The 21,779-nt window shown below is 44.6% G+C and carries 21 protein-coding genes; 9 read left to right on the top strand and 12 right to left on the bottom strand.

All coding sequences use genetic code 11. From position 1 onward, the window contains the following. Positions 1 to 24 precede the first annotated feature (24 nt). Positions 25 to 210 (bottom strand): hypothetical protein, encoded by a 186-nt coding sequence (locus QUA70_RS20380; protein ID WP_333349471.1) that lies wholly within the window; start codon positions 208 to 210, stop codon positions 25 to 27. A 426-nt stretch (positions 211 to 636) separates the two neighbouring features. Here QUA70_RS20380 and QUA70_RS20375 point away from each other — a divergent pair, with 426 nt between their 5' ends. From QUA70_RS20375 to QUA70_RS20350, 6 genes are all read left to right on the top strand, one after another. Beyond that, positions 637 to 1,287, top strand: a complete 651-nt coding sequence (locus QUA70_RS20375) for a response regulator transcription factor (RefSeq protein WP_333349473.1) — start codon at positions 637 to 639, stop codon at positions 1,285 to 1,287. A 336-nt stretch (positions 1,288 to 1,623) separates the two neighbouring features. Further along, positions 1,624 to 2,145: a LabA-like NYN domain-containing protein gene (locus QUA70_RS20370; RefSeq protein ID WP_006633075.1), complete on the top strand. Its 522-nt coding sequence runs from the start codon at positions 1,624 to 1,626 to the stop codon at positions 2,143 to 2,145. Positions 2,146 to 2,305: 160 nt separating this feature from the next. Beyond that, positions 2,306 to 3,946: a 2-isopropylmalate synthase gene (locus tag QUA70_RS20365; RefSeq protein WP_333349474.1), complete on the top strand. Its 1,641-nt coding sequence runs from the start codon at positions 2,306 to 2,308 to the stop codon at positions 3,944 to 3,946. A gap of 143 nt (positions 3,947 to 4,089) precedes the next feature. Then, on the top strand, positions 4,090 to 4,890 hold the full coding sequence (locus QUA70_RS20360; protein WP_333349477.1) for a class I SAM-dependent methyltransferase: 801 nt from the start codon (positions 4,090 to 4,092) through the stop codon (positions 4,888 to 4,890). Between the two features lie 46 nt (positions 4,891 to 4,936). Next, a complete protein-coding gene (locus tag QUA70_RS20355) occupies positions 4,937 to 5,233 on the top strand; it encodes an antitoxin AF2212-like protein (RefSeq protein ID WP_333349479.1) in 297 nt (98 codons plus the stop codon). Further along, the gene (locus QUA70_RS20350; protein WP_333349481.1) at positions 5,227 to 5,694 is read left to right on the top strand and encodes a type II toxin-antitoxin system VapC family toxin; all 468 of its coding nucleotides are present in this window, start codon (positions 5,227 to 5,229) and stop codon (positions 5,692 to 5,694) included. Before QUA70_RS20355 ends, QUA70_RS20350 begins: the two co-directional genes overlap by 7 nt. An 89-nt stretch (positions 5,695 to 5,783) precedes the next feature. Here QUA70_RS20350 and hisC read toward each other — a convergent pair whose 3' ends face one another. The 4 genes from hisC to QUA70_RS20330 form a co-directional block, all read right to left on the bottom strand. Then, complete coding sequence (gene hisC / locus QUA70_RS20345; RefSeq protein WP_333349483.1) at positions 5,784 to 6,830, bottom strand: histidinol-phosphate transaminase; 1,047 nt, start codon at positions 6,828 to 6,830, stop codon at positions 5,784 to 5,786. A 73-nt stretch (positions 6,831 to 6,903) separates the two neighbouring features. Next, complete coding sequence (locus QUA70_RS20340; RefSeq protein WP_333349485.1) at positions 6,904 to 7,617, bottom strand: glycerophosphodiester phosphodiesterase family protein; 714 nt, start codon at positions 7,615 to 7,617, stop codon at positions 6,904 to 6,906. After that, complete coding sequence (locus tag QUA70_RS20335) at positions 7,614 to 8,468, bottom strand: alpha/beta hydrolase (RefSeq protein WP_333349486.1); 855 nt, start codon at positions 8,466 to 8,468, stop codon at positions 7,614 to 7,616. Before QUA70_RS20335 ends, QUA70_RS20340 begins: the two co-directional genes overlap by 4 nt. 189 nt (positions 8,469 to 8,657) lie before the next feature. Then, the gene (locus QUA70_RS20330) at positions 8,658 to 9,941 is read right to left on the bottom strand and encodes an esterase-like activity of phytase family protein (RefSeq protein ID WP_333349488.1); all 1,284 of its coding nucleotides are present in this window, start codon (positions 9,939 to 9,941) and stop codon (positions 8,658 to 8,660) included. A 21-nt stretch (positions 9,942 to 9,962) separates the two neighbouring features. On the opposite strand from QUA70_RS20330, the gene QUA70_RS20325 reads away from it, so the two are divergent. Continuing rightward, positions 9,963 to 11,297: a tetratricopeptide repeat protein gene (locus tag QUA70_RS20325; RefSeq protein WP_333349490.1), complete on the top strand. Its 1,335-nt coding sequence runs from the start codon at positions 9,963 to 9,965 to the stop codon at positions 11,295 to 11,297. A 70-nt stretch (positions 11,298 to 11,367) separates the two neighbouring features. On the opposite strand, the gene QUA70_RS20320 is transcribed toward QUA70_RS20325, so the two are convergent. Beyond that, positions 11,368 to 11,889: a GNAT family N-acetyltransferase gene (locus QUA70_RS20320; RefSeq protein ID WP_333410646.1), complete on the bottom strand. Its 522-nt coding sequence runs from the start codon at positions 11,887 to 11,889 to the stop codon at positions 11,368 to 11,370. Between the two features lie 81 nt (positions 11,890 to 11,970). Next, positions 11,971 to 12,495 (bottom strand): GNAT family N-acetyltransferase, encoded by a 525-nt coding sequence (locus QUA70_RS20315; protein ID WP_333349494.1) that lies wholly within the window; start codon positions 12,493 to 12,495, stop codon positions 11,971 to 11,973. Positions 12,496 to 12,705: 210 nt separating this feature from the next. On the opposite strand from QUA70_RS20315, the gene QUA70_RS20310 reads away from it, so the two are divergent. Beyond that, entirely contained in the window at positions 12,706 to 14,796 is a 2,091-nt protein-coding gene (locus QUA70_RS20310) for an ABC transporter ATP-binding protein (RefSeq protein ID WP_333349495.1), read from the top strand. A 162-nt stretch (positions 14,797 to 14,958) separates the two neighbouring features. Here QUA70_RS20310 and QUA70_RS20305 read toward each other — a convergent pair whose 3' ends face one another. The 5 genes from QUA70_RS20305 to QUA70_RS20285 all read right to left on the bottom strand — a co-directional run bounded on the left by QUA70_RS20305 (position 14,959) and on the right by QUA70_RS20285 (position 19,584). Further along, positions 14,959 to 15,177 carry a hypothetical protein gene (locus tag QUA70_RS20305; RefSeq protein ID WP_242720424.1) on the bottom strand — a complete coding sequence of 73 codons (219 nt, stop codon included), beginning with the start codon at positions 15,175 to 15,177 and terminating at the stop codon, positions 14,959 to 14,961. Between the two features lie 144 nt (positions 15,178 to 15,321). Continuing rightward, positions 15,322 to 16,539 (bottom strand): DNA double-strand break repair nuclease NurA, encoded by a 1,218-nt coding sequence (locus QUA70_RS20300; protein ID WP_333349497.1) that lies wholly within the window; start codon positions 16,537 to 16,539, stop codon positions 15,322 to 15,324. Between the two features lie 411 nt (positions 16,540 to 16,950). After that, positions 16,951 to 17,745: an HAD hydrolase-like protein gene (locus tag QUA70_RS20295; protein WP_333349499.1), complete on the bottom strand. Its 795-nt coding sequence runs from the start codon at positions 17,743 to 17,745 to the stop codon at positions 16,951 to 16,953. Between the two features lie 219 nt (positions 17,746 to 17,964). After that, entirely contained in the window at positions 17,965 to 18,702 is a 738-nt protein-coding gene (locus QUA70_RS20290; protein WP_333349501.1) for a DUF928 domain-containing protein, read from the bottom strand. A 141-nt stretch (positions 18,703 to 18,843) separates the two neighbouring features. Beyond that, positions 18,844 to 19,584 (bottom strand): DUF928 domain-containing protein, encoded by a 741-nt coding sequence (locus QUA70_RS20285; RefSeq protein ID WP_333328498.1) that lies wholly within the window; start codon positions 19,582 to 19,584, stop codon positions 18,844 to 18,846. 336 nt (positions 19,585 to 19,920) lie between these two features. Between QUA70_RS20285 and QUA70_RS20280 the strand changes: the two genes are divergently transcribed. Next, positions 19,921 to 21,708, top strand: a complete 1,788-nt coding sequence (locus QUA70_RS20280) for a CHASE2 domain-containing protein (protein ID WP_333328495.1) — start codon at positions 19,921 to 19,923, stop codon at positions 21,706 to 21,708. Positions 21,709 to 21,779: the final 71 nt, after the last annotated feature.

Here is a 21,779-nt window from a genome sequence, read left to right as displayed (position 1 = left end):
CGCTGTTAAAGTACATGGGTATAATTAAAGGTTAAATTTAAGGTTAAGGGTGAGAATTTGAGACAGTTTGGCGTCGGGGCGATCGCACCTGCTACAGCTCAAAAAAACTGTAGTTAGGTGATTGTCTTCGTGCAGCTTCCCGTGTTCCTGGTGTTTCTCAAAAGGTACAGCCAAAAAAATCGATCGGAGGAACTGTGAAATTTTGTGCAAAAATTTCTCAGTGGCAGACACTAAGCAGGTTGCCAAACTACACTAGAAACAGTTAAATACGTAAGTAGGGAGTCTGCTTAAATTTCTCTATATCAGAAGTATCATTTAAAACCGGGGCATTAACCTGAAATTGAACCGATCGAGATTAAAGATATTTAACTTGCGCTCTGTTAGGGAATCTCCAATCAAGGCTGATCTTGACAGGGCGATCGTCCATTACAGGTTTGGGCTGCATTCGAGGTCGTAAGACACTCACAAACAGCCGTCAATTATAGGTTGGAAAGCGGTAATACCCGCCCCGCTTTCCCTCACCGCCATCCCTTCAGTCGATCGTCGTCCTCCACTCCCAGCCGGGTGGCGGGGGACTGACCGAAAAAACAGAAGTGAAAACAAGCAAGTGTGCGGGATACTTTAGCGGGAATAAACATGACAAAGGACAATAATTCAGGAGAGCAAAAACGGCTGATGCTGGTTGACGACGACCCCAACTTGATCTTGCTAGTCAAGGATTACTTGGAGTTTCGGGGTTACAACGTCATTACAGCAGAAAACGGCAGAGACGCTCTGGAAAAACTAGAACAAGAAGTTCCCGACTTGATTATCTGCGATGTGATGATGCCGGAAATGGACGGCTACACTTTAGTCAAACACATCAGAGAAGACCCTCGCACTAACTGGATTCCGGTTCTTTTCTTGTCCGCAAAAGGTCAAAGTTCAGACCGAGTAAAAGGCTTGAGCACTGGGGCTGACGTTTATATAGTCAAGCCTTTTGAACCAGAAGAACTGGTAGCCCAAGTGGAATCTTCTCTGAAAGCAGCATCCCGCTTGATTCGCCACTCAAATCCCGGTATGGAGAGTGGCCCAAAAATTAAGGCGCGCCGCAATGTGGAATTGACTCCCACTGAGTTAAAGGTGGTACAGTTGCTAGCGCAGGGTATGGCAAACCGCCAGATCGCAGACCTGATGAATGTCAGCCAGCGGACTATCGAAAGCCACGTCAGCAATATGCTGGGCAAAACAGGTCTGCACAACCGGACAGAGTTAGCTCGCTGGGCTCTTGAAAGCAAAAAGGCTTGAGCCGAGGTAGTCTGCGCTATGAAATCAGGGGAGCAAAATCTACTGCTATGCGCTTCGGTATGCCTGCTTGGCGGTACGGCCCTGCGGCGGTAGTTTGAAGGCGCCATTAACCTTGACACGCCAGCCGGTATTGAGTTACTAGGCGTATAGTTTGTGAGGGCCCCTCGCTCAAATGCAAGCAGGGTTAAAAGAACCCTCTGGCGGTAGAGCCGAAAATATGAAATACTGGGGAGATGGAGTTTTCTGAAGTCTAATCTATTGCCTCAGTTAGCTCCATGTTGCTAAAATGTGATATTTAGATTAACTTCTTTCTACAATTATTAGGTCTAAGTTTCTATGACAAACTTAATGAACCGCCTTTCTATTTTTGTGGACGGGAACAATATGTTCTACGCTCAACAAAAGAACGGTTGGTTTTTTGATCCTCGCAGGGTGCTCGAATATTTCAAAACTTCGCAGCCGAATGTCATCTTGATCAATGCTTTCTGGTATACGGGTTTGAAAGACCCCCAAGATCAAAGGGGATTTCGAGATGCTTTGATCAGTCTAGGTTACACGGTTCGCACTAAAATTCTTAAGGAATATTACGACGATGCTTCGGGCAGATATTCTCAAAAGGCTAATTTAGACATAGAAATTGTGGTTGATATGTTTAATACCGTGGATCAATACGACCAAGTTGTGCTGTTTAGCGGGGATGGGGATTTTGAGCGGGCGATCGAGCTACTGCGATCGAAAAATACTCATATTACTGTGGTATCAACCGAAGGAATGATTGCTAGAGAGTTACGAAATGCTACAGATAGGTATATAGACCTAAATGAAATTAGGGAACATATCGAGAAGATGGATTATTAGTCAGTAGTTATTAGTCATTAGTCAGCAGTCATTAGTCAGTAGTTATGGGTTATGGGTTATTAATTATTCGTTATTGGCGCGAGACAGGGGACTGGTGACTGGGGGCTAAAAACCCAGAAAAACGGACAAGTAAAAATCAGGAAAACACTTTTTTAGAGCTATGAAAACTAAACCAAGTCAAGACCGGATTATTATTTTCGATACGACTTTGCGGGACGGAGAACAATCTCCGGGTGCATCTCTGAATGTGGATGAAAAGCTGACTATTGCCCGCCAGTTAGCGAGATTGGGCGTGGATGTGATAGAAGCGGGTTTCCCTTTCACCAGCACGGGAGATTTCGAGGCAGTCCAAAAAATAGCCCGATCGGTTGGCACAGAAAATGGGCCGACAATTTGCGGTTTAGCGAGGGCGAGAAAGGAGGATATTAAAACAGCAGCCGAGGCTCTCAAACCCGCCGTAAATTCGCGAATTCATACGTTTCTGGCTACGTCCGATATTCACTTGGAGTATAAGCTGAAAAAGACGCGGGCTGAGGTTCTGGAAATTGTGCCGGAAATGGTGGCTTACGCTAAGTCTTTTGTGGATGATGTGGAGTTTTCGCCGGAAGATGCTTGTCGATCGGAACCGGAGTTTTTGTATCAGGTTCTGGAACGGGCGATCGCAGCCGGTGCGACTACTGTTAATATTCCCGATACTGTCGGCTACACGACTCCGAGCGAGTTTGGGGCTTTGATTCGGGGAATTAAGGAAAATGTGCCGAATATCGATCGGGCAATTATTTCGGTGCACGGTCACAATGACTTAGGATTGGCTGTTGCTAACTTTTTGGAAGCTGTGAAAAATGGCGCTAGACAGTTAGAATGCACGATTAACGGGATTGGCGAACGGGCGGGAAATGCGGCTCTGGAAGAGTTGGTAATGGCGCTTTACGTGCGGCGTCAATATTATAATCCGTTCTTGGGCAAGCCTGCAGATTCTGAGGAACCGCTGACAAATATTGACTCGCGCCAAATTTACAAAACCTCGCGCTTGGTTTCTACTTTGACGGGGATGTTGGTGCAGCCAAATAAGGCGATTGTCGGGGCAAATGCTTTCGCTCACGAGTCGGGAATTCACCAAGATGGAGTGCTGAAAAATAAGCGGACATACGAGATTATGGACGCTGAGTCGATCGGCTTGACAGAAAATCAAATCGTCTTGGGCAAATTGTCGGGCCGCCACGCATTTCACACTCGCTTGAAAGAGTTGGGTTTTGAAATGGCCGACGATGAGCTAAATAAGGCTTTTGTCAAGTTTAAAGATTTAGCGGACAAGAAAAAAGAGATTACTGATTGGGATTTAGAGGCGATCGCCAATAACGAAGTGCACCAAGCCCCGGAACTTTTCCGCTTAGAATTGGTGCAAGTTTCCTGCGGCGACAAATCTCGCCCGACAGCAACTGTCACGGTGCGGAATCCGGCGGGCGAAGAATTGACCGATGCTGCGATCGGCACTGGGCCTGTGGATGCGATTTACAGGGCTATTAACCGGGTGGTAAACGTACCCAACGAGTTAATCGAGTTTTCTGTACAATCGGTGACAGCGGGCATAGATGCGATCGGGGAAGTAACAATTCGCTTGCGCCACGAAGGCAAAGTATTTTCCGGTCACTCAGCAAATACCGACATTATCGTAGCGTCTGCTGAAGCATACATCAGCGCTTTAAATCGCCTGTATCAGGCATTGCAGCATAGTGCTGAAAAATCCTCCGAAAAACCAACTACGATCGGAAATCAAGTTGTTGCAAAAGCACAGCGCTGATAAATTTATTGTCAGCCATTTTTCTTGAAACAAACCGCAGACGAACCTAGATCGAAGCAGATAAATCTCAATTAATCTGCCTTGATCCGGGTTTATCTGCGGTTTAAAATTACTTTTTTTTACTCATAACCAACTCTTAAAAAATGCAAGACGAAACTTTAAAAAAAGAGCGACAATTCCACGATGCTTGGGCATCCACAATCGATATTGACGGCATTCGAGTCAATGATTACTTTGAAGCTTGCACCGCCCCAGAAAATAGATTTATCGTCCAGCAAATGGGCGATATTACGGGTAAACGCCTGTTAGATTTAGGCTGCGGCGCGGGAGAAAATAGCGTTTATTTTGCTAAAAAAGGCGCAGATTGTGTGGCTGCCGACTATTCCCAGGGCATGGTAGACGTTGCTCTGAAATTGGCAGAGAAAAACGGCGTCAAAATAGAGGGCTGCACGGTGAATGCAATGGCCCTGGATTTCCTGGATAATAGTTTTGATATTGTTTACGCGTCTAATTTGCTGCACCATTTGCCGGAACCAGAAAAGGCAATTCGCGAAATGCACCGCGTGCTAAAGCCTGGGGGAAAAGCTTGTTTTTGGGACCCGATGAAGCACAATCCGGTGATTAATGTTTACCGCAGAATGGCGACTGAGGTGCGGACGGAGGATGAAAGTCCTTTGGATATTAATATTGTGAAACTTGTTCAATCTTTGTTTTCGGAGACGGCTTATGATACGTTTTGGCTGACATCACTTTGGATTTTTTTGCGTTTTTATTTAATCGAAAAGGTGCATCCCAATGAGGAGCGTTATTGGAAAAAGATTATCATTGAACAAGAGAGATTGAAACCGGAATATTCTCGGTTAGAAGGGTGGGATGGCTTTTTGAAGAAGTTGCCTTTGATGAAGCGCTTGGCTTGGAATTTGGCTGTGGTGGCAACGAAGTAATTAAAAGAAGTACAATAAGTCAAAGCATTTAATTAAAAGGCTAATTATGCCAGAAACTATTACTGCTATCTACGAAAATGGGGTTTTTCGTCCCCTGAGTCCTTTGTCATTGAATGATGGGGAAACTGTGCAGATTCAACTCTGGCCAGATGATCCAAAAAAGCAGGCAGAATTGGCAATCCAGTTTTTAGTTGACCGAGGATTGGTGACTCCACTACCTAACGTTCCCCATAACGTCGAGGCTGTCACCGATGAAGAGGTGTATGAATTGGCTAAAAGGTTAGGGGCAAAACCGGGCAAGCCTCTATCAGAAATGATTATCGAGGATCGCGGCCCGTGGTAAACATTTATTTTTTGGATAGCAGCGCCCTCATCAAAAGATATGTGGTTGAAATGGGCAGCCCTTGGATAAAAACGCTCACGGATTCCCAGACGGGTAACTCGCTGCTTCTCGTCCGCATCACCTGGGTGGAAGTTCTTAGTGCTTTTGCACGCAGACAACGTGAAGGCGGTATAACTGCTGCGGAAGTTGCTGCACTTATTGCAAAGTTTCGCTCTGAATTCAATAGTCGGTATAGAGTTATCGAAGTGGATCTGGGACTGGTTGAAAGGGCGGGTGAATTGATTGTTCAATATCCACTGCGGGCTTATGATGCTGTGCAATTAGCGGCTGCTTTGCGGGTTCAATCTGTTTTAACATCAATGCCAGAAACTCGGCTGATTTTTGTTTCGGCGGACAACAGATTGCTGGATATTGCTCAGTTGGCAGGGTTGGCGATTGACAATCCTAATAATTATCCGTAATCAAGCTGTGTGTAGTCAGGAATGCAAGTCCTCATAAAAATCAGAGGACTAAAGTCATTACTAGCAAATAATTTTAGTGCGATCGTTATTTATAGAATTTCTTTCAAAGTTTTAACTAATATTTGATTTTGTTCCTCCGTACCTACACTAATCCGCAATTTGTCTTCTAATCGCGGCTGATTGAAGTATCGAATCAATATTCCCCGTACTTTCAGTGTTTGATAAATCCTTTCTGCATCGCCGTTTGGTGGCCTAACTAACAAAAAGTTGGTTTGCGAGGACCAAACGTCAAAGCCTAATTCCTGGAAACTAACGGCTAGTTTTGCTCGCGAAGCCTTAATCTTTTCGGCGTTGGCTGTTTTGTGGTCTTGATCTGCGATCGCACCCGCCGCCACTGCATAGGCTAAAGCGTCCACATTATAGCTGTCTTTGATTTTATTTAATTCTGCCAGTAGCGCCGGATTTGCTATGGCAAAACCCAACCTCAATCCTGCTAGGGAATAACCTTTGGAAAGCGTTCTCAAGACTATAACATTACTGTACTTTTTTGTCAAGTGCAAAGCATTTTCTTCGGCGAAATCTACATAAGCTTCGTCGATAACAAGAATGCCCGATAACTCTTTAGCCAGTTTCTCCAAATCTGCAACAGATATGGCTGTTCCCGATGGACTGTTGGGCGAAGCTATAAATGTCACTGCACCCTGGGCTGCTATTAACAAATCGACTGGTAACTTGTAGTCATCTGGATAAGGAACTTCGACAAATTGTGCATCTTGAATTTCTGCCAAAGTGCGGTATAAGACGTAGGTAGGCGCGGGACAAACAATCTGTTTTCCAGATTCGCCCACAGCGCGAACTATCAAGTTTAATAAATCGTCACTGCCGTTACCTACCGCAATCCAATCGTCAGGTACTCCTAACACTTTACTAGCCGCGATGCGGAAACTTTTTCCAGTTGGATCTGGATAGCGCCGCAGCATTTCTTCGTCTATTTGCTGAAGCAGTTTTAAGGCTTGGGGAGAAGGCGGATAGGGATTTTCATTAGAATTTAGTTTAATAATTTTTGTGCCTAGCGGTGGCTGTTCCCCCGGCACATAGCCCGACATTTCGTGGATGCTTTTGCGAAAGTAATTCATCTATTAATTGAGTTTTGTGGAAGGGGCATCTTGCCCGTTCTTGATAATGGTGCAAGATATCAAGTTAAACAAATTATATCAAACAATTAGTGACTATCCGCGTTATACCCAAATCAATTAACTTTTGCATATCCGCTCGATCGTCCACCGTCCAGGCCACAATGTCAACTCCCTGACTCCGGCTTTCTTGAATTAGTGCGGGGTTTTCCAGCAACACGCCATACAGACTGCTAATCAAATTATCCTGATGCGCCACAGCTTGAGCAAATTGAGCTTTGTATGCTTCTAGATTAGCAACAATGTGCCCGATCGCCAAATCGCCAGATAGCCGCCGCACTTGTTCCAGAAATCCATCGTTAAAGGAGGTAATAACGCATTTGTGTTGGATTTCTTCGCTCTTCAAAGTATTGACAAAATCCGCGACCTCTGCATCAGACCACTCGCAGTGCGGCTTGACATCAAAGTAAAGAAATTTGTCAACATTTTTGAAGATAGCTAATGATTCTTTTAAGGTAGGAATTTTTTCTTGTGAAAATTCATGGCTAAACCATTTTCCCGCATTAAGTGTCTGCAATTCAGACAGAGTTTTTTCCCTAACTTTGCCAGAAACTCCAGTGATTCTATCTAATGTTGCGTCGTGAAAAATCACTGGTACGTTGTCGGCGGATAGCTGGATGTCAAATTCTATCGAATGAGCTCCACGGGCGATCGCCAGTTCAAAAGCTGCTAAAGTATTCTCCGGGGCGATCGCCGAAAATCCCCGATGTGCGATAATTTCTAAATTCACTGTCTTGTGCCCTCTAAAAAATCTGCCACAGTTTGATTAAAAGTTTCTGGTTCAGTCAAAAAAGACCAGTGATTCCCCGGTACTTTTGCAACAGTAAGATTTTTTAAGTATCTCTTGTATGGCTGCATTTGCCAATCCATGCGATTTACGCCTTTTTCCGGCTGTACAAACAAAGTCGGGATATCAATATTTTCAGTTAAACCCGCAACTTTCATCACTTGGGCAAATATCTGATTTCTGGCTGCAATCGTAAATTTACTGCCCCAATTTCCGTCGAATTTTTGTTCGATTTGGTGTTGGAATACCCTTTGCTGCACGTCACTCCAATCTGCGTATTCTCCCGATTGTTTGGCTGCTGCTTCTGCTTGGGCTAAAGTCACAAACGGGCCCACACATTTGAGACAGTCTAATTTTCGGTAAACAATTGGCAAGGTGAGTTTCATCACGGCGGGCAGTTTGGTGATGAAAATGGGGTCTACTAAAATCATACTGCAAAAGCGATCCGGATTTTGCCTCGCCCAAATCGGTGCTAGTTTTCCCGTCCAAGAATGTCCTAAAATGTGGGCGTCAGGCCAATTGAGATGTGCCATCAAAGCTTCTAAATCTGCGATCGCACTTTCAAAAGTATAGCCTGTTTTTGGTTTGCTACTTTCTCCGTGACCACGCATATCTGGCGCTACAATATGATAGCGGTTGGACAAGTAATCGCCCAAGTTAGTCCAGACACACCCACTATCTGCTAAACCGTGCAGCAGCAGCAAACGCGGAACTTTTTCTTTCCCTGTTTCTGGCGGCCATTCTAGGTAAGAAAGCTCGATTTCTGGTAAGTGCAAAGTATTACGAGTTGGCATAATTAGGGTAATTTATACTTGCAGAAAACTTATTTCACCTCATTTATACTATTTTTATGAACAGGCAAGATGCCTGTTCCACAAACAGTGAATTTTCTTCTATTGTTTTCATAAACAGGGAATATCCCTGTTTCACAAAGAATAAATCTTCTTGTGGGGTGGGGTGGACTTCTAGCCCGCCCTTCTGACTTAACCTTGGCCCTTCAAACTCAACAAGATAAACTGAGTTTTCTGCGCTTCATCAAAATTGTCATCGCTGACCAAAACTAGACTCTGGCTGCCATCTGGCAAGCGGGGACCGAGGGTCATTCCCTCTAAATTATATAGCGGAATTCCGAGTTGGCTCAAGTCTAGCAGTAACTTTTTCCTAACAGGTTCGACCATTGCCACTCGCCCTTTAAAACTCTGGATTCTCGAAGTATCTGTAGCCGCCCCAACTGCTACTTGATAAATCCTAGCGCTGTATCCCGACAGCCCAAAAGAACGTTCTAAACTCAGAATCTGACCGCCACCTACAGTTACTAATTCTGTTAAACCGTTCAAAATAGTCATGGGAACTTGGTCTAGTGTGTAAAGATTTTCGGAGACTAATTGCGGCGTTTTATCGACGATGATATAATGTAAAAGACGGAGTTTGCTTGCCTGTTCGGGGTCTAAATCTTGCATTAACGGCGCTTCCGTAGCTGCGAACAAACGAAACGGATCGAGACCGCCCGGACTAAAGGTTTCTGGGTCGATGGTTAAAGATTCAAAACCTAAATTGTCCACCACTCCTTGCTGCTGTTTTTCATCGCTGGCATCGGGAATATAGCGCTTGGGTATCGGTAAATTTCCCCGCATTTGCCCTGTTTTGAGGTCAAATTCTCCGAGAAAAGGAGGGATGCCAACATGAGTAACGCCCTCGCTGGCGACAAATACTGAATTGCGGGGAGAAAGGGCGATGCCTTCGGGATTGATGGAACCCCAAGAGAAGCTTTCACCGTCTGCTTTTTTGAGGGATGTAACGCCTTCAATGGTAACTTTTTTCAGGCGAATATTGGCTGGATCGCTTGATGTGAGGTCGAGTCTGAGACTGTAAAATCTGGCTTCTCCGTTTTCGCTGGGGTCGTCGGAAAGAGCGTAAAAACGATAAGCTTTGGAAGTGACTGCGCTAATACCTTTGGGGTCGTAGGTAATTCCTGATAAACCGCCGACTGGTGCTCCTTCAAAATTCATTTTTGGCAATTGGTACTCGCCCAAAAATTCTAGGGACATTTCTGGAAAAGAGCGGTCTCTAGCAACTGCGGGAGGGGGGGCGCAAGCTGTGCAAACAGTCAAGAGAATTAGGGCTAGACTGAATAAGCGTAAAATGCGTTGGCGAAGCCCTCGAAGAGGATCGCCCAGCGTCTTTAAATGCCTATAATTGCTCAGCACGGTAATTTTTATTTTGTTGCTCTTGTGGAACAGTTTGCTTTTGTGCCATCTTTGTGACATAATTTATACCGTTTTGTAGATATGCAAAACTTGATGTTTCGAGAAGGAATGCCGAATCGCGGCAACCAAATTTTGAGAATGAGAAGTTCTTTACCAATTGGGTGCTTGCTTTTCCTGTGGCTGTGTGCTGGTTCTATTGCTAGCGCCCAAACTAATCCACCAGCCCTCGATCAATTTTCTCCTAATCCTCTAGAAATTACCACACCCGATCCCCTAACTCCCGCTAATGAATCTTTGAGCAGCACTCAGCGGGACGAACTGACAGCGGCTTTGGAGGAGTTAAACTTAGAAGCAGCGGCTAAACTGCAAGCTGGAGACGGCGCGGGTGCTTTTGAAATTTGGTTCCGAGAATTGCGGCTGCGGAGGTATCTGGGCCCGGCGGCGGAAATTGCTGCTTTGAGTCGGGTGGGAAGTGTTGCTTGGAGTAACGGTAAAAACCTCGAACTACAGCTTATTACCAAACGGTTGCAAGGAATTCAAAAAGAAGTCAAATCACAAGTACCACTTAATACTGAGTTGCTCCCCGCCTTCGCTGCGGCTTTTCAGCAGGTGCGCGCTAAAGGCCCGACTGTAGAAATTTACCAAGAAATTCTCGAAAATGCGCGCCAAAACCAAGATATATTGGCTGAAGGTCAGATTTTGAAGGCGATCGGGCTAATTCACATCAATTGGTTGAGTTACGATAAAGCTGCTCCCGTGTATGAGGAATTGGCAACTTTAATTCAGGAAAACCGCGCTTTATTTGCTGCTAATTCTGCTGTGGAAAATTCTGCGGTTGTTGCGGGAAACGGTGCGCCGCCACAACCTGTAACTCCTCCAACTGAGGTAGATACTCTGAGACAGTTGGCCTACGTTTACCAGCAGTCGAAACAACCCCTAAAGGCGATCGCAGCCAGGGAAAAACTAGCATCAGTGTATGTCAACCTGCAAAATCCCAGCGCTATACCACCGCTCAAAATTGCGATCGCCAGCGATTACCAGACCATAGGTCAAATCAATTTAGCAGCTCAATACTATCAGGAAGCCTACAATTTAGCCGTCCCCATTCAACAGTATGCCCAAGCTAGCGAAGCTTTGGATAAATTAGCTTTACTTTATCGATCGCAAAAGCAGTGGGAGCCGACTTTGCGGATTTATCAAATGCAGTTGCTGTTAGAAGAGCGGGCTTACAATTTCTACGGATTGATGAACACTTATGACAATATCGGTCAAGTTTATCAAGAGATGAAGGCTTACGATAAAGCTTTAGAATCCTATCAAAAAGGGTTAGACGTGGCTAAAAGATTGGGACACAGACAAGAGTATTTTGCTAAGAAAATTCAAAAAGTTAACAAGCAATTGCAAAGGACTTCGTAGTTGTCAGCCGGCAATAATGACAAATTGCAATGTGAGTGATTTAAAAGCAGTAAGGTGTGCATTGCACGCCTTACAAAACTACTTTTGACTCGTAGGTTTCTCGCGAGATAGAGTAATATAGTACATCAGTTTCGTAATAGCGAGCATTTTTTTCATATTTCATGCCAACTTTCTGTATCACCCGCTGCGAGGCGATATTTTCTGGTCGGGCGATCGCAACTATTCTCTCCCGATTTAATATTTGAAATCCATAATTTAGACTAGCAAAAGATGCTTCAGTCCCCAATCCTTGATTCCAATAAACTTTGTCGAGGGTATAGCCTAGCTCAACTTCCGGTGTCTTGTCCAGAAAACATAGTCCGCAGCGACCAATCATTTTACGGTCTATTTTATGTACTACAGCCCACATTCCGAAGTTGTTTTCTTCCCAATGTTTGAGCATGGTATGAATGGCGATTTCTGTTTCTTCTCTAGTTTTAACTCCTCTCAAGTATTTCATTATTTCTCCATTACTGTAAATACGGTACAGCTCATCTAAGTCGTCGGGCGTAAATTGTCTCAGATATAATCGGGCTGTCTCTATTTCTTGCATGATTAATATAATTAATACCACTAGATTATGATACCAGTTTTGATAAGTCTTGCTAAAAAAATAGTGGTGGGATTTCCTTGCTCAACTCAACTCAACTACTTCTGACTGGTAGATTTTTCGCGAGATTGAATAATATACTCGATCGGAATGGTCGAGGTTATGCTGGTATCTCATCCCCACTTTTTCCATTACCCGCCGCGAGGATCTGTTTTCGGTATGTGCAACAGATCCAATTTTTTCGAGTTTCAATACTTCAAATCCATACTTGAGGCTAGCCGCTGCAACTTCCGATGCTAAACCTTTCCCCCAATACGCTTTTGCTAACACGTAACCGACTTCTACTTCAGGTGTTTTGCCTAAGAAGCGAAGCCCCCCGTCGCCGATCAATTGGTTATTTTCTTTATTGACAATAGCCCACAAACCGAAAGCGTGTTTTTCCCAATCTGCGATTATCTGAAATAAATCTGCTGCTGTTTCTTCTCTATTTCTGACGCCTTCGCTCAAATACTTCATCACTTCTGAATCGCTGTAGATGCGGTACAGCTCATCTAAGTCGTCTGGCCTAAATTGTCTCAGATACAATCTGGCTGTCTCTATCTCTTGCATGATGACAGTATAACCTTTAACATTAGATTATAGTACCACTTTGGCGGGCTACAAACATTTTAGTTGGGTTTCGTTCCTCAACCCAACCTACTGTTACAAGAAAACACTCTTTGTGAAACAGGCATCTTGCCTGTTACTGATATTGGTGTCAAATATTGATTCTCTTTGTTACAATTATTAACTAGATATATTGTACAGTTTTTGCCATCAATGACTCTTTCCTCACCAGTAGCAGACACCAAAAACAAATCCGGCCAGGAAACAGACTGGCGGTTATTCATGAGGTTGGCATCTTACGCAACCCGCAGCAAACGCTTGCTGATTATTTCGATCGCACTATTAGTACCGCTAGCAGTCTCAGGAGCAATTCAACCGATTCTCATCGGACAGGCAATTTCGGTAATTCGCGCGGAACCTACCTACGAGTTCTTGCGGGGAGTGCCTTTATCTGCTGCATTGAATATTTTGGCAGTTTTGCTCATGCTAACCATAACACTTAGATTAGCACTGCAATCAGTTCAAGGCTATTTAGTCACGAAAGTAGGGCAAATAATTACTACAGATATTAGAAATGATTTGTTCGCCCACGTCACATCGCTAGCAGTGAGATTTTTCGATCGCACTCCTGTCGGTAAACTGATGACTCGCCTCACCAGCGATGTAGAAGCTTTGGGAGAGGTTTTTTCTTCAGGGGCGATCGGCATTGTCAGCGATTTATTTTCAATTTTAGTAATTGCCATTTTCATGTTTACCATGCAGTGGCAACTAGCTTTAATGTTGGTGCTGATGATGATACCAATTACCGCAGTCATAGTTTATTTCCAGTACCAATATCGCATAGCCAATTACAATACCAGAGAAGAACTTTCCGAACTCAACGCACAACTGCAAGAAAACCTGACTGGTATTGGCGTAGTGCAGCTATTCCGCCGCGAAAGGTTCAATTCACAATTGTTTCGTGTCACCAATAAACGCTACATTAAAGCAGTTGACAAAACTATATTTTACGACTCAGCCGTATCTGCGACATTAGAATGGATTGCTTTAGTGGCGATCGCCGGGGTTTTGTGGATGGGAGGCCAAAGAGTTTTAGCCGGTAATCTTAACTTCGGTACTCTCTCGGCATTCATTTTATTTGCTCAGCGTCTCTTCGATCCGCTGCGGCAATTTGCTGAGAAATTTACTGCAATTCAAGCCGGATTTACCGCTGTCGAGCGCATTACCGATATTCTCAACGAACCGATCGAAATTAAAGATCCAACTAGCGCGAAGAAGGAAGGGCACAACACGGATTTTGACACGGATACATGGATGTTTGAAGGGAGAGGGAAGAAGGAAGAAGGAAGAGGGAAGAAGGAAGAAGGAAGAAGGGCAGGTTATTCACCATTGTTGATAACTGGACATCCAGAGGCAACGGCTTACAACTTGTCTCCGGTCGATCGAGAATTGGCAGATAATCATCAAAATCCAGCAAGTTCAGAATATCGTTTAGTGCCTAAAAATCCCCAATCACCCCCCGCCAACCCCACCTTGCTAAGGGGAGGAGAAAATGCCAAATCGCAGAATTCAGAATCGGGAGAAATCCAATTTGACAACGTGTGGTTTGCTTACAAACAAGACGAATATGTGCTGCAAAACCTCAATTTCACCATCAAATCCGGCGAAAAAGTAGCATTAGTTGGCCCCACCGGTGCGGGCAAAAGTTCAATTATCCGTCTCCTGTGCCGCCTTTACGAACCTAGCCGAGGACGGATTCTGGTTAATCATGTCGATATTCGGGATTTGCCTCAAGCAGAGTTACGCAGGCACATAGGCGTGATTATCCAAGATGGCTTTTTATTTGCTGGTGACGTGAAGAGCAATATCAGCCTGGGAGAAAGTTACTCGATTGAGGAAATTCAAGCAGCAGCAGAAAAGACAAATGTTGCCCGTTTAATCGAACAGTTGCCTCAAGGTTATGATACGCAATTGCGGGAACGGGGAACCAATCTTTCGGGGGGACAAAAGCAATTATTAGCGTTTGCTCGCGCCGCTATTCGCAATCCCAGTATCTTAGTTCTAGACGAGGCAACTGCCAGTTTGGATGTGGGGACGGAAGCTTTAATTCAAGAAGCTCTAGAGCGTTTGATGGCGGACAGAACGGCGATAATTATTGCCCACAGGCTATCGACTATCCGAAATGTCGATCGTATTTTAGTGCTCAAACGCGGGCAGTTAGTAGAATCTGGCAGCCACGAAGAATTGTTGCAGCTAGAAGGTTTGTATGCCAGTTTGTACAATTTGCAAATGCTGGGAAGTTAATATCTGAAGGAAGGCACGACACGGATTTTGACAGGGATACACGGATGAATTATCGATAAGAGGGAAAATTTTCGGAATACCCAGATACCCGACTTATTCAAGAAGTCGGGTATCTAAAAGAATCTAAAATCTAAAATCTAAAATCTAAAATCTAAAATCGGCTCACTTGCCCGAAATCATTTTTCCCAGGGTTTCCGGCAAGTGAATTATATGTTGAAACAACTGGTTGGGCCCGATACCAAACAATAACTGCATGGCCAGCACAATTGCTGCTAAACCAATCGCTGTCCCGATGCTGGCTTTCAACACTTTAAAAGCCCAATTAAAGACTAGCCAAGATACAAGTAAGGAAGCAATTAAGATAATTAGTTCTATTGGCATATAACATTTTTAACTCTATTTTAACTCTACATAACTTACGAATCAATACCACAGCAACCGGGTTTTTTATCTGTGTTGAATGCCGGGATGCAGTATTTCCGTAAACACCGGGTTTCTGCGTCCAAGATTACTTTACTTCTTACTTTAAGCAATACTGCCGCGCTTCCGTGTTTCCTTATAAGAAATTCCGACATTTTTTAAGCCTGCTTTAATCATTTGCTGCTCTAACAAAGCGAAAAAGCGACTTCGATCGCCCCCCGTGACTACCGCTTGATTGTGAGCTTCTGCTAGCGTCACCGGATACCCGCCGCCTTTGTGTACTTGAGCCAGCATCATTCCGAATGCTAAATCTAGCTGTGCTGTATCTTGTGCTACCCATTCCGGTACTTCTATTCTAGCAATTTCTGTGCCAACGTGAACGTAACAGAAATAGACGGAATTAAGACCATACAAATCTAAAATTCGAGCTTGGGATTTCCACAAAGGGCTTCTTTGTCCCGGTGACAGGATGGTTGCCCACAATATGGCATCCCGCAATGGTTCAAATTCTTGACAAGGTGCTTTTTCGGCGAAAGAAATTGTGGCGGCAAATCCGACATTTGGGCAATTTGTCATGCAGTCTGGTACTTCGTGGGTGCAAGCTTCAAACCGTAAAAAAGATAAGCTTTCGGTGCTGCGAGAAGCGCTTAAGTATCCTAACAGCGGAATTCCTGCTAAACGCAACTTGTCCCAAGATTCTAAAATTGGCAGCAAAATTTGATCGCGCGCTTCACTTGGTAACTGTTCCAAAAACCAATAAATCAGGGAACCGTCTACCATTGCTAAAGCTGGCGCGGGCAATTTATTGTCGTTAACTTTGGCCCAATTGCAGCCCATTTCTGCTAAGGCAATTGCTTCGGAAACTGCTCGCCGATATCCCATCCATTCTTCGGTTCTAATTCCCCACTGTCGCGAACCGTACAAGTCTTCGGGTTTGTAGAAAACCTCGGGTACGCTGTCTAAAACTGGGTGGCGGCTTTGCCCGTAGTGCAGCATGACTGTGCCGACGTTTAGCAGGTAGCAGTAGGCTATTTCGTGATGGTTGGGGGAAATTTGCGATCCGTCTGTGGCAAAGACTGTGTGGGCTGCGGGGGGTGCGGTGATGTAGGTACGATCGGACAATGGCTCGATCGGCGTGGCAGCATTGAATAAAGTGCGATCGCGCCAATTCTCTTGCAATTCCACCAATTTTTCCTGTTCCGCTGCAGCTTTTACCAGCAAATTCTGAGCCACTTCCAAACGCTGGCGAGCTGCGTGAGCTTCCACATTCAAATGTTGGCTCATTCCCTGCATTGCCTTGGCTGCTTTAGTTAAATCGAGCATGGGTTTTAAGTCTCAATATTAGAAAGCTTTCAATCTGATAAATTATCAAAATACTTTTCAATTTTTTGGTACCGAAGCTTGTTTTTTTGTCATACACGCAGTTTGATCAACTAAAATACTTCCTACCAGCCCGCAGAAATAGTAAAAAAACCCGGTTTTTGAGGTCAAGAGTACCTGCAATAGTCTAAAAAAAAACACATTTTTTTTTTTCGATCGCCTTCCTTTTTTGAGGATTTCCTGTTATATTTATCTTATAATGGGATGGTGGCAAAAATAATATTTTTGCCACCATCCCATTATATTAAAATACCATGTCTACCCCGCAAAAGTCAACACAAAAGATGTAAAATTTTGTGATTTTTTTCGACTCTGAAAAGCGAAAAAAAATCCCACCCGTCAACAAATCTAACCTCAACAGTCGCTCGGCAGCCAATCTGCAAAATCTCCGGCAAACTGCGACAGAGAAAGCAATTGAACTGGTGGATTTTGAGCCACAGATTCCCGTTCTGGCAAAGTATTGTAACCCCAATCAGCCAAAAATAACCTCACCTGAGATAAATCCGGCTGCTGCTTCACCGATAGCAAGGTTTTTAACCTGTCTTCCACAAACCAAATAGTTGAATCTTTGCCAGACGCGGCCAAAAATTCCCGCAAAATTTGGTGCTTAGGCTTGTTGTATTCCTTGCCAAAAATTAACTCTGACGGCATTTGTACGCCTGCTAGCTGCAAAAGTTCCCGCACAAAACGGCCTTCCTTCGTAGTGACGATCGCCACTTTCACCGAACTCTCCTGCAAGGAGTGCAAGCGATCGGCAACCCCTGGATAAAAGCGGTGCAAAGACAGCCACCCCGATAAATCCTCAGCAATCCAATTATCGCGCAATCCGTCTAACATAGCGCCGACAGACTGCGCTTTCAAATTATTCTCGGTCAACAAATACGGTACTATATTGGGCCAATCTAGCAAAATTTGCTCTGGGGAAATTCCTGTCAGTAGTGCGCGGATCAGCAGTGGCATTTCCCAACCAGTTTCAATGGCGGGCCGCACTCGGTAAAAACTCAAAGCTAAATCTGGATCGGGCACTGTTTCGACTGGTTTCCAGATTTGACAGTAGGTACGCCAAGCGGTTTGGAAATATTCGATTAGTCCGTCACAAATCACACCGTCAAAATCAAGAGCTAGAATTGTCGGAAAATTATTAGCCATCAATCGATTTTAGATTTTAGATTTTAGATTTTGGATTGAAGAATTGAAGAATTTGAGAATTGAACAAAGCGATATCACTGATGAATCCGGGGACTGGTTATCGGATACTATTTTTTGGTTGTGCCAGGATAAAGACGGGGACTTGTACCCTGGCTGCTTTCGGTCACTGGATTGAAGAATTGACTATGCAAACACTCAGCAGTGATTGGTCAAGAGTCGTTATTCAAAAGACTGAACTAGCGGTTGATCGGCAATCGATTCTAGTCCTTGGGACTGCAACAATTGCGTCCACTCGGCCGTCAGTCGCGAATCATCGGGGGCGAGGTTCCGCATTTGGGCGAGAGTCGCAAGAGTCTCGTACCAAATCCCATTCTTAGCATAAGCAATCACCTTAGCCATAGGGTCGGGATTTGCCAAATCCTTCTTGAGATTTGCCTGGGGTTCAATTCGCTGCATCCATCCTTTAACAATATAATCTCCTGAACGCTCCAGAGGATCGCAGGCTAGTGCAAACGACCACACATATCGCTTACCAACCTCAATATTTTTTGTCTGGTCTTTCTCAGAAAGGCTAACTCCAACAATGCCGGCTTTGTCATTTTTTAAAGTAGTTTCATAAACTACTTCGGATTCATCTTCGTTTAGCAAAATAAACTCTACTTGAGCCGCCGGTTGAGAAACATATACAAACAATGTTGGCGACTCTGTGAGCGTTAAGCCAATATTGCTTTCAGGTATTAAGGGAGTAATGAATAAACCATCCCGTAACTTACAGCCTCGATGCGTCCCTCCTTGTCGGTTGTCGGGGGCTGTTACATCGGGAGGTTTGAAATTAACATTCTGACTCAGCAGAATGGGTGCAGGCACAGCCTGCATCGGTGTAAGCAAACTGGGGAGAGTAACGGCGATCGCCAATACAGTCATCGCCAATGCAGTAAAATGTATAAAACGTTTCATTTTTCCACCAACTTGTATAAATATTTATAGAGCGTATCTCTCATGTTAACCCGGAGTTTTAACCCCGGGTGCGATCGAGTAAATGGGTTAATTTTCACATCGCCATCGGCAGACCGACCAAACTTCAAGAAATAGCGAGATTTAAAGAGGCGCAACCAGTGGTTGAGCTGCAACTGATTCTAGTCCTTGGGACTGCAATAATTGCGTCCACTTGGCTGTCAGCTTCACATCCCCCGGTGTCTGGCGCCGCATTTGGGCTAAAGTAGCGAGAGTTTCGTACCAAATCCCATTTTGAGCATAAACGTTGAGCCTAGTCATCGGGTCGGGATTTGCCAAATCCCTCTTGAGAGTTGCCTGCGGTTCAATTCGCTGCACGAACCCTTTAACAACTAAATCAGCAGATCGGTCTTCTGGGTCGCAAACCATCGAAAACGACCATACGTATCGCTTGCCAACTTCAAGGGATTTGTTGTTGTCCACTGTAGCCGGAATACTAACTCCAACAATCCCGGATTTGTCAACTTTAAATGTTTTTTCGTAGACCACTTTGTCTTCCTTTTCGTTGAGCAAATTAAACTCTATTTCGGGCGAGGTGTTAGGAATATAGACAAAAATTGTGGGAGAATCTGTTAGGGTTAAACCGATATTAGTTGGAGGCACTAAAGGAGTAATAGATAAACCCGCTGGACAAAGCTTGTTGCCGCGATGTGTTCCTCCTTGTCGGTTGCCGGGGGCTGTTACGTCGGGAGGCTTGAAATTAACATTTTGACTCAGCAGAAGCGGCTGGGATTGTGCGCGCATTGGTGCAAGTGAACTGGGTACGGTAGCTGCGATCGCAGATACGGCGATCGCAAGTGTAGCCCGATGTAGAAAGCGTTTCATTTTGTTGTACCTTTCACTATAATTGCAAACACAGGCATTCGCTGATGGCGACAAATATTTTGGAGATGCTAGTCGAGGGCGCAGATACACAATTTAAACCTTGACATATCATCAATAACATTAATTAATTCGAGCGGCAAGTGGATTCTCTGTCGGAAAAATCAGGTTGCCTAGATCGCAAGTATCATTGGATACAGTTGCTCGCCAGCTACTGTAAATTATTGTAACAAAGTGGTGGGAGTTTCCGAGTGTTCTAAGATGGAGGAAGTCTCCAGCAGGCGGGAAATGTGAAACAACTGCTGTTCCAGAAACGAGTCAAACTTTTATGCTGGGATAATGAGTAAAATATCTAACAAAATTCGATCGGCAGTGACTCAAGGGAGTCAAATGTATAAACCATCACTAGCATTGGCTAAGTCTGTATTAATTGCCAGCGCGGCAGTAACATTATCCTTGATGGGAGCCCGACAGCTAGGAATACTCGAACCATTAGAATTAAGCGCTTATGACCAAATGGTGAGGTGGCGTCCCGAAGAACAGCCAGACTCGCGTTTGCTAGTTGTGGGGATTACCGAAGCAGACATTCAGAAACTGAAACAGTGGCCGATATCTGATCGCAAAATAGCTGAAATCTTACAAAAACTAGAAAAAATGCAGCCAGCCGTAATCGGTTTAGATGTGCTGCGAGACGTACCTTTAGGAGACGGGCGCGAGGAATTAACTCAAATTTTACAAAAAAGCGATCGAATGATCGGGGTATGTTTAGTCACCGACGGAAGCCCGGACAATCCCGGTTCTCCGCCTGCGCCAGGGCTGCCACAAAACCGGGTGGGATTTGCAGATTTCGGAGTCGATCCGGGTGGCATACTCCGCAGGGCTTTATTATTTATGAAACCGCCGACAATTGAGGGCTACTCCTCGGCCCAAAAACATCTTTGCAATGACAATTCTCAAGTTTTAGCTTCCTTCAACCTCCAGCTAGCACTCCGCTACCTGCAAGGGCAAAAAATCTCTCCTCAACTTGCACCAGATCAATCTTTATGGCTGGGGAAAACCCAATTAAAACAACTAGAAAGTAATGACGGAGGATACAACAAGGTCGATGCCAGGGGATATCAAATATTAATTAATTATCGTTCCAGGCGGCAAGTCGCAAACCAAGTCAGAATTACGGATGTTTTAGAAGGGAAAGTTGACCCAAATTTAGTTAAAGATAAAATAGTTCTCATCGGTTATACCACAGAAACCGTTAAAGATTTATTTTATACTCCTTACAGTGGGCGGCAACAAAAAAATCAATTCATGCCTGGTATCGTGGCACACGCACAAGTAGTCAGCCAAATTTTGAGTGCAGTCTTAGACAACAGACCGATGTTTTGGTTTTGGCCGGAATGGGCAGAAATCCTGTGGATTTCGGCATGGTCAATTGTCGGAGGAACCTTGGCATCGCGGATGGCTCACCCAGCGAAGTTGACGGTTACATTCGGAGCAGTGCTGTCCGGGTGCTGCGCGATTAGTTTTGGGATTTTTCTCTTGGGAGGGTGGGTGCCTGTGGCAGCGCCAGCCTTAGCATTAATCTTAACTGGCGGTAGCATTGTATCAGCAGATAGATTTAATAAAGCCGGATACGGGAAAGCAATTAGCGATCGAGTTAAACAAGTCTTCAAAATCGAAATAGACCAAGCCAAAAAAGAACAGCAAGTCGCAGAAATCACAGAATCTGATTTCTTTAAAGAATTGCAGCAAAAGAGAGATAAACTGAGGATTAGCAAACAAGAAACCTCTGAAAAAACACCTTCCGAACCCCAAGAAATAACTGCCAGTACCCCAGAGCTTCCCAAGGCCGAAAGTCAGACAGACGACTACTTAGCTCAGTTGCAGGAAAAAGCCAAACAGCAGAAGCAGCGAGCCCCCGTGACTGAATCGGAAAGCAGCTCACCAACGGGTGCGATCGATGCGGGCGGCGGTGCTAGTTCAGCCGAAACCAAACCGGATGACGAGTTCAGCGATTTGCAAGCCAAAGCCAAACAGATGCGGCAGCGCAGGGGCGCACAAAAGAGCATAAAAGATGAAAAAATTGATATTTTAACAGATAAGGAGAATTTGGGCGACAAGGAAGAATGACAGACAACTCGACTGCATCATCGAGAATTGCATCATAATGGGTTCTCGCCGTTTCTTACCCTAATACGCAG

The sequence above is a fragment of the Microcoleus sp. LAD1_D5 genome (genome assembly GCF_036702115.1).
Classification (GTDB): domain Bacteria; phylum Cyanobacteriota; class Cyanobacteriia; order Cyanobacteriales; family Microcoleaceae; genus Microcoleus.
Note: the sequence above shows the minus strand (reverse complement) of the source record. Positions and strands in the feature narration are given on the sequence as shown.

What these genes read in the sequence shown, in the direction of transcription:
- QUA70_RS20375 (WP_333349473.1), top strand. Translation starts at nt 637, where the DNA reads ATGACAAAGGACAATAATTCAGGAGAGCAAAAACGGCTGATGCTGGTT.
- QUA70_RS20370 (WP_006633075.1), top strand. Translation starts at nt 1,624, where the DNA reads ATGACAAACTTAATGAACCGCCTTTCTATTTTTGTGGACGGGAACAAT.
- QUA70_RS20365 (WP_333349474.1), top strand. Translation starts at nt 2,306, where the DNA reads ATGAAAACTAAACCAAGTCAAGACCGGATTATTATTTTCGATACGACT.
- QUA70_RS20360 (WP_333349477.1), top strand. Translation starts at nt 4,090, where the DNA reads ATGCAAGACGAAACTTTAAAAAAAGAGCGACAATTCCACGATGCTTGG.
- QUA70_RS20355 (WP_333349479.1), top strand. Translation starts at nt 4,937, where the DNA reads ATGCCAGAAACTATTACTGCTATCTACGAAAATGGGGTTTTTCGTCCC.
- hisC (WP_333349483.1), bottom strand. Translation starts at nt 6,830, where the DNA reads ATGAATTACTTTCGCAAAAGCATCCACGAAATGTCGGGCTATGTGCCG.
- QUA70_RS20335 (WP_333349486.1), bottom strand. Translation starts at nt 8,468, where the DNA reads ATGCCAACTCGTAATACTTTGCACTTACCAGAAATCGAGCTTTCTTAC.
- QUA70_RS20330 (WP_333349488.1), bottom strand. Translation starts at nt 9,941, where the DNA reads ATGTCACAAAGATGGCACAAAAGCAAACTGTTCCACAAGAGCAACAAA.
- QUA70_RS20325 (WP_333349490.1), top strand. Translation starts at nt 9,963, where the DNA reads ATGCAAAACTTGATGTTTCGAGAAGGAATGCCGAATCGCGGCAACCAA.
- QUA70_RS20320 (WP_333410646.1), bottom strand. Translation starts at nt 11,889, where the DNA reads ATGCAAGAAATAGAGACAGCCCGATTATATCTGAGACAATTTACGCCC.
- QUA70_RS20315 (WP_333349494.1), bottom strand. Translation starts at nt 12,495, where the DNA reads ATGCAAGAGATAGAGACAGCCAGATTGTATCTGAGACAATTTAGGCCA.
- QUA70_RS20310 (WP_333349495.1), top strand. Translation starts at nt 12,706, where the DNA reads ATGACTCTTTCCTCACCAGTAGCAGACACCAAAAACAAATCCGGCCAG.
- QUA70_RS20305 (WP_242720424.1), bottom strand. Translation starts at nt 15,177, where the DNA reads ATGCCAATAGAACTAATTATCTTAATTGCTTCCTTACTTGTATCTTGG.
- QUA70_RS20300 (WP_333349497.1), bottom strand. Translation starts at nt 16,539, where the DNA reads ATGCTCGATTTAACTAAAGCAGCCAAGGCAATGCAGGGAATGAGCCAA.
- QUA70_RS20295 (WP_333349499.1), bottom strand. Translation starts at nt 17,745, where the DNA reads ATGGCTAATAATTTTCCGACAATTCTAGCTCTTGATTTTGACGGTGTG.
- QUA70_RS20290 (WP_333349501.1), bottom strand. Translation starts at nt 18,702, where the DNA reads ATGAAACGTTTTATACATTTTACTGCATTGGCGATGACTGTATTGGCG.
- QUA70_RS20285 (WP_333328498.1), bottom strand. Translation starts at nt 19,584, where the DNA reads ATGAAACGCTTTCTACATCGGGCTACACTTGCGATCGCCGTATCTGCG.
- QUA70_RS20280 (WP_333328495.1), top strand. Translation starts at nt 19,921, where the DNA reads ATGAGTAAAATATCTAACAAAATTCGATCGGCAGTGACTCAAGGGAGT.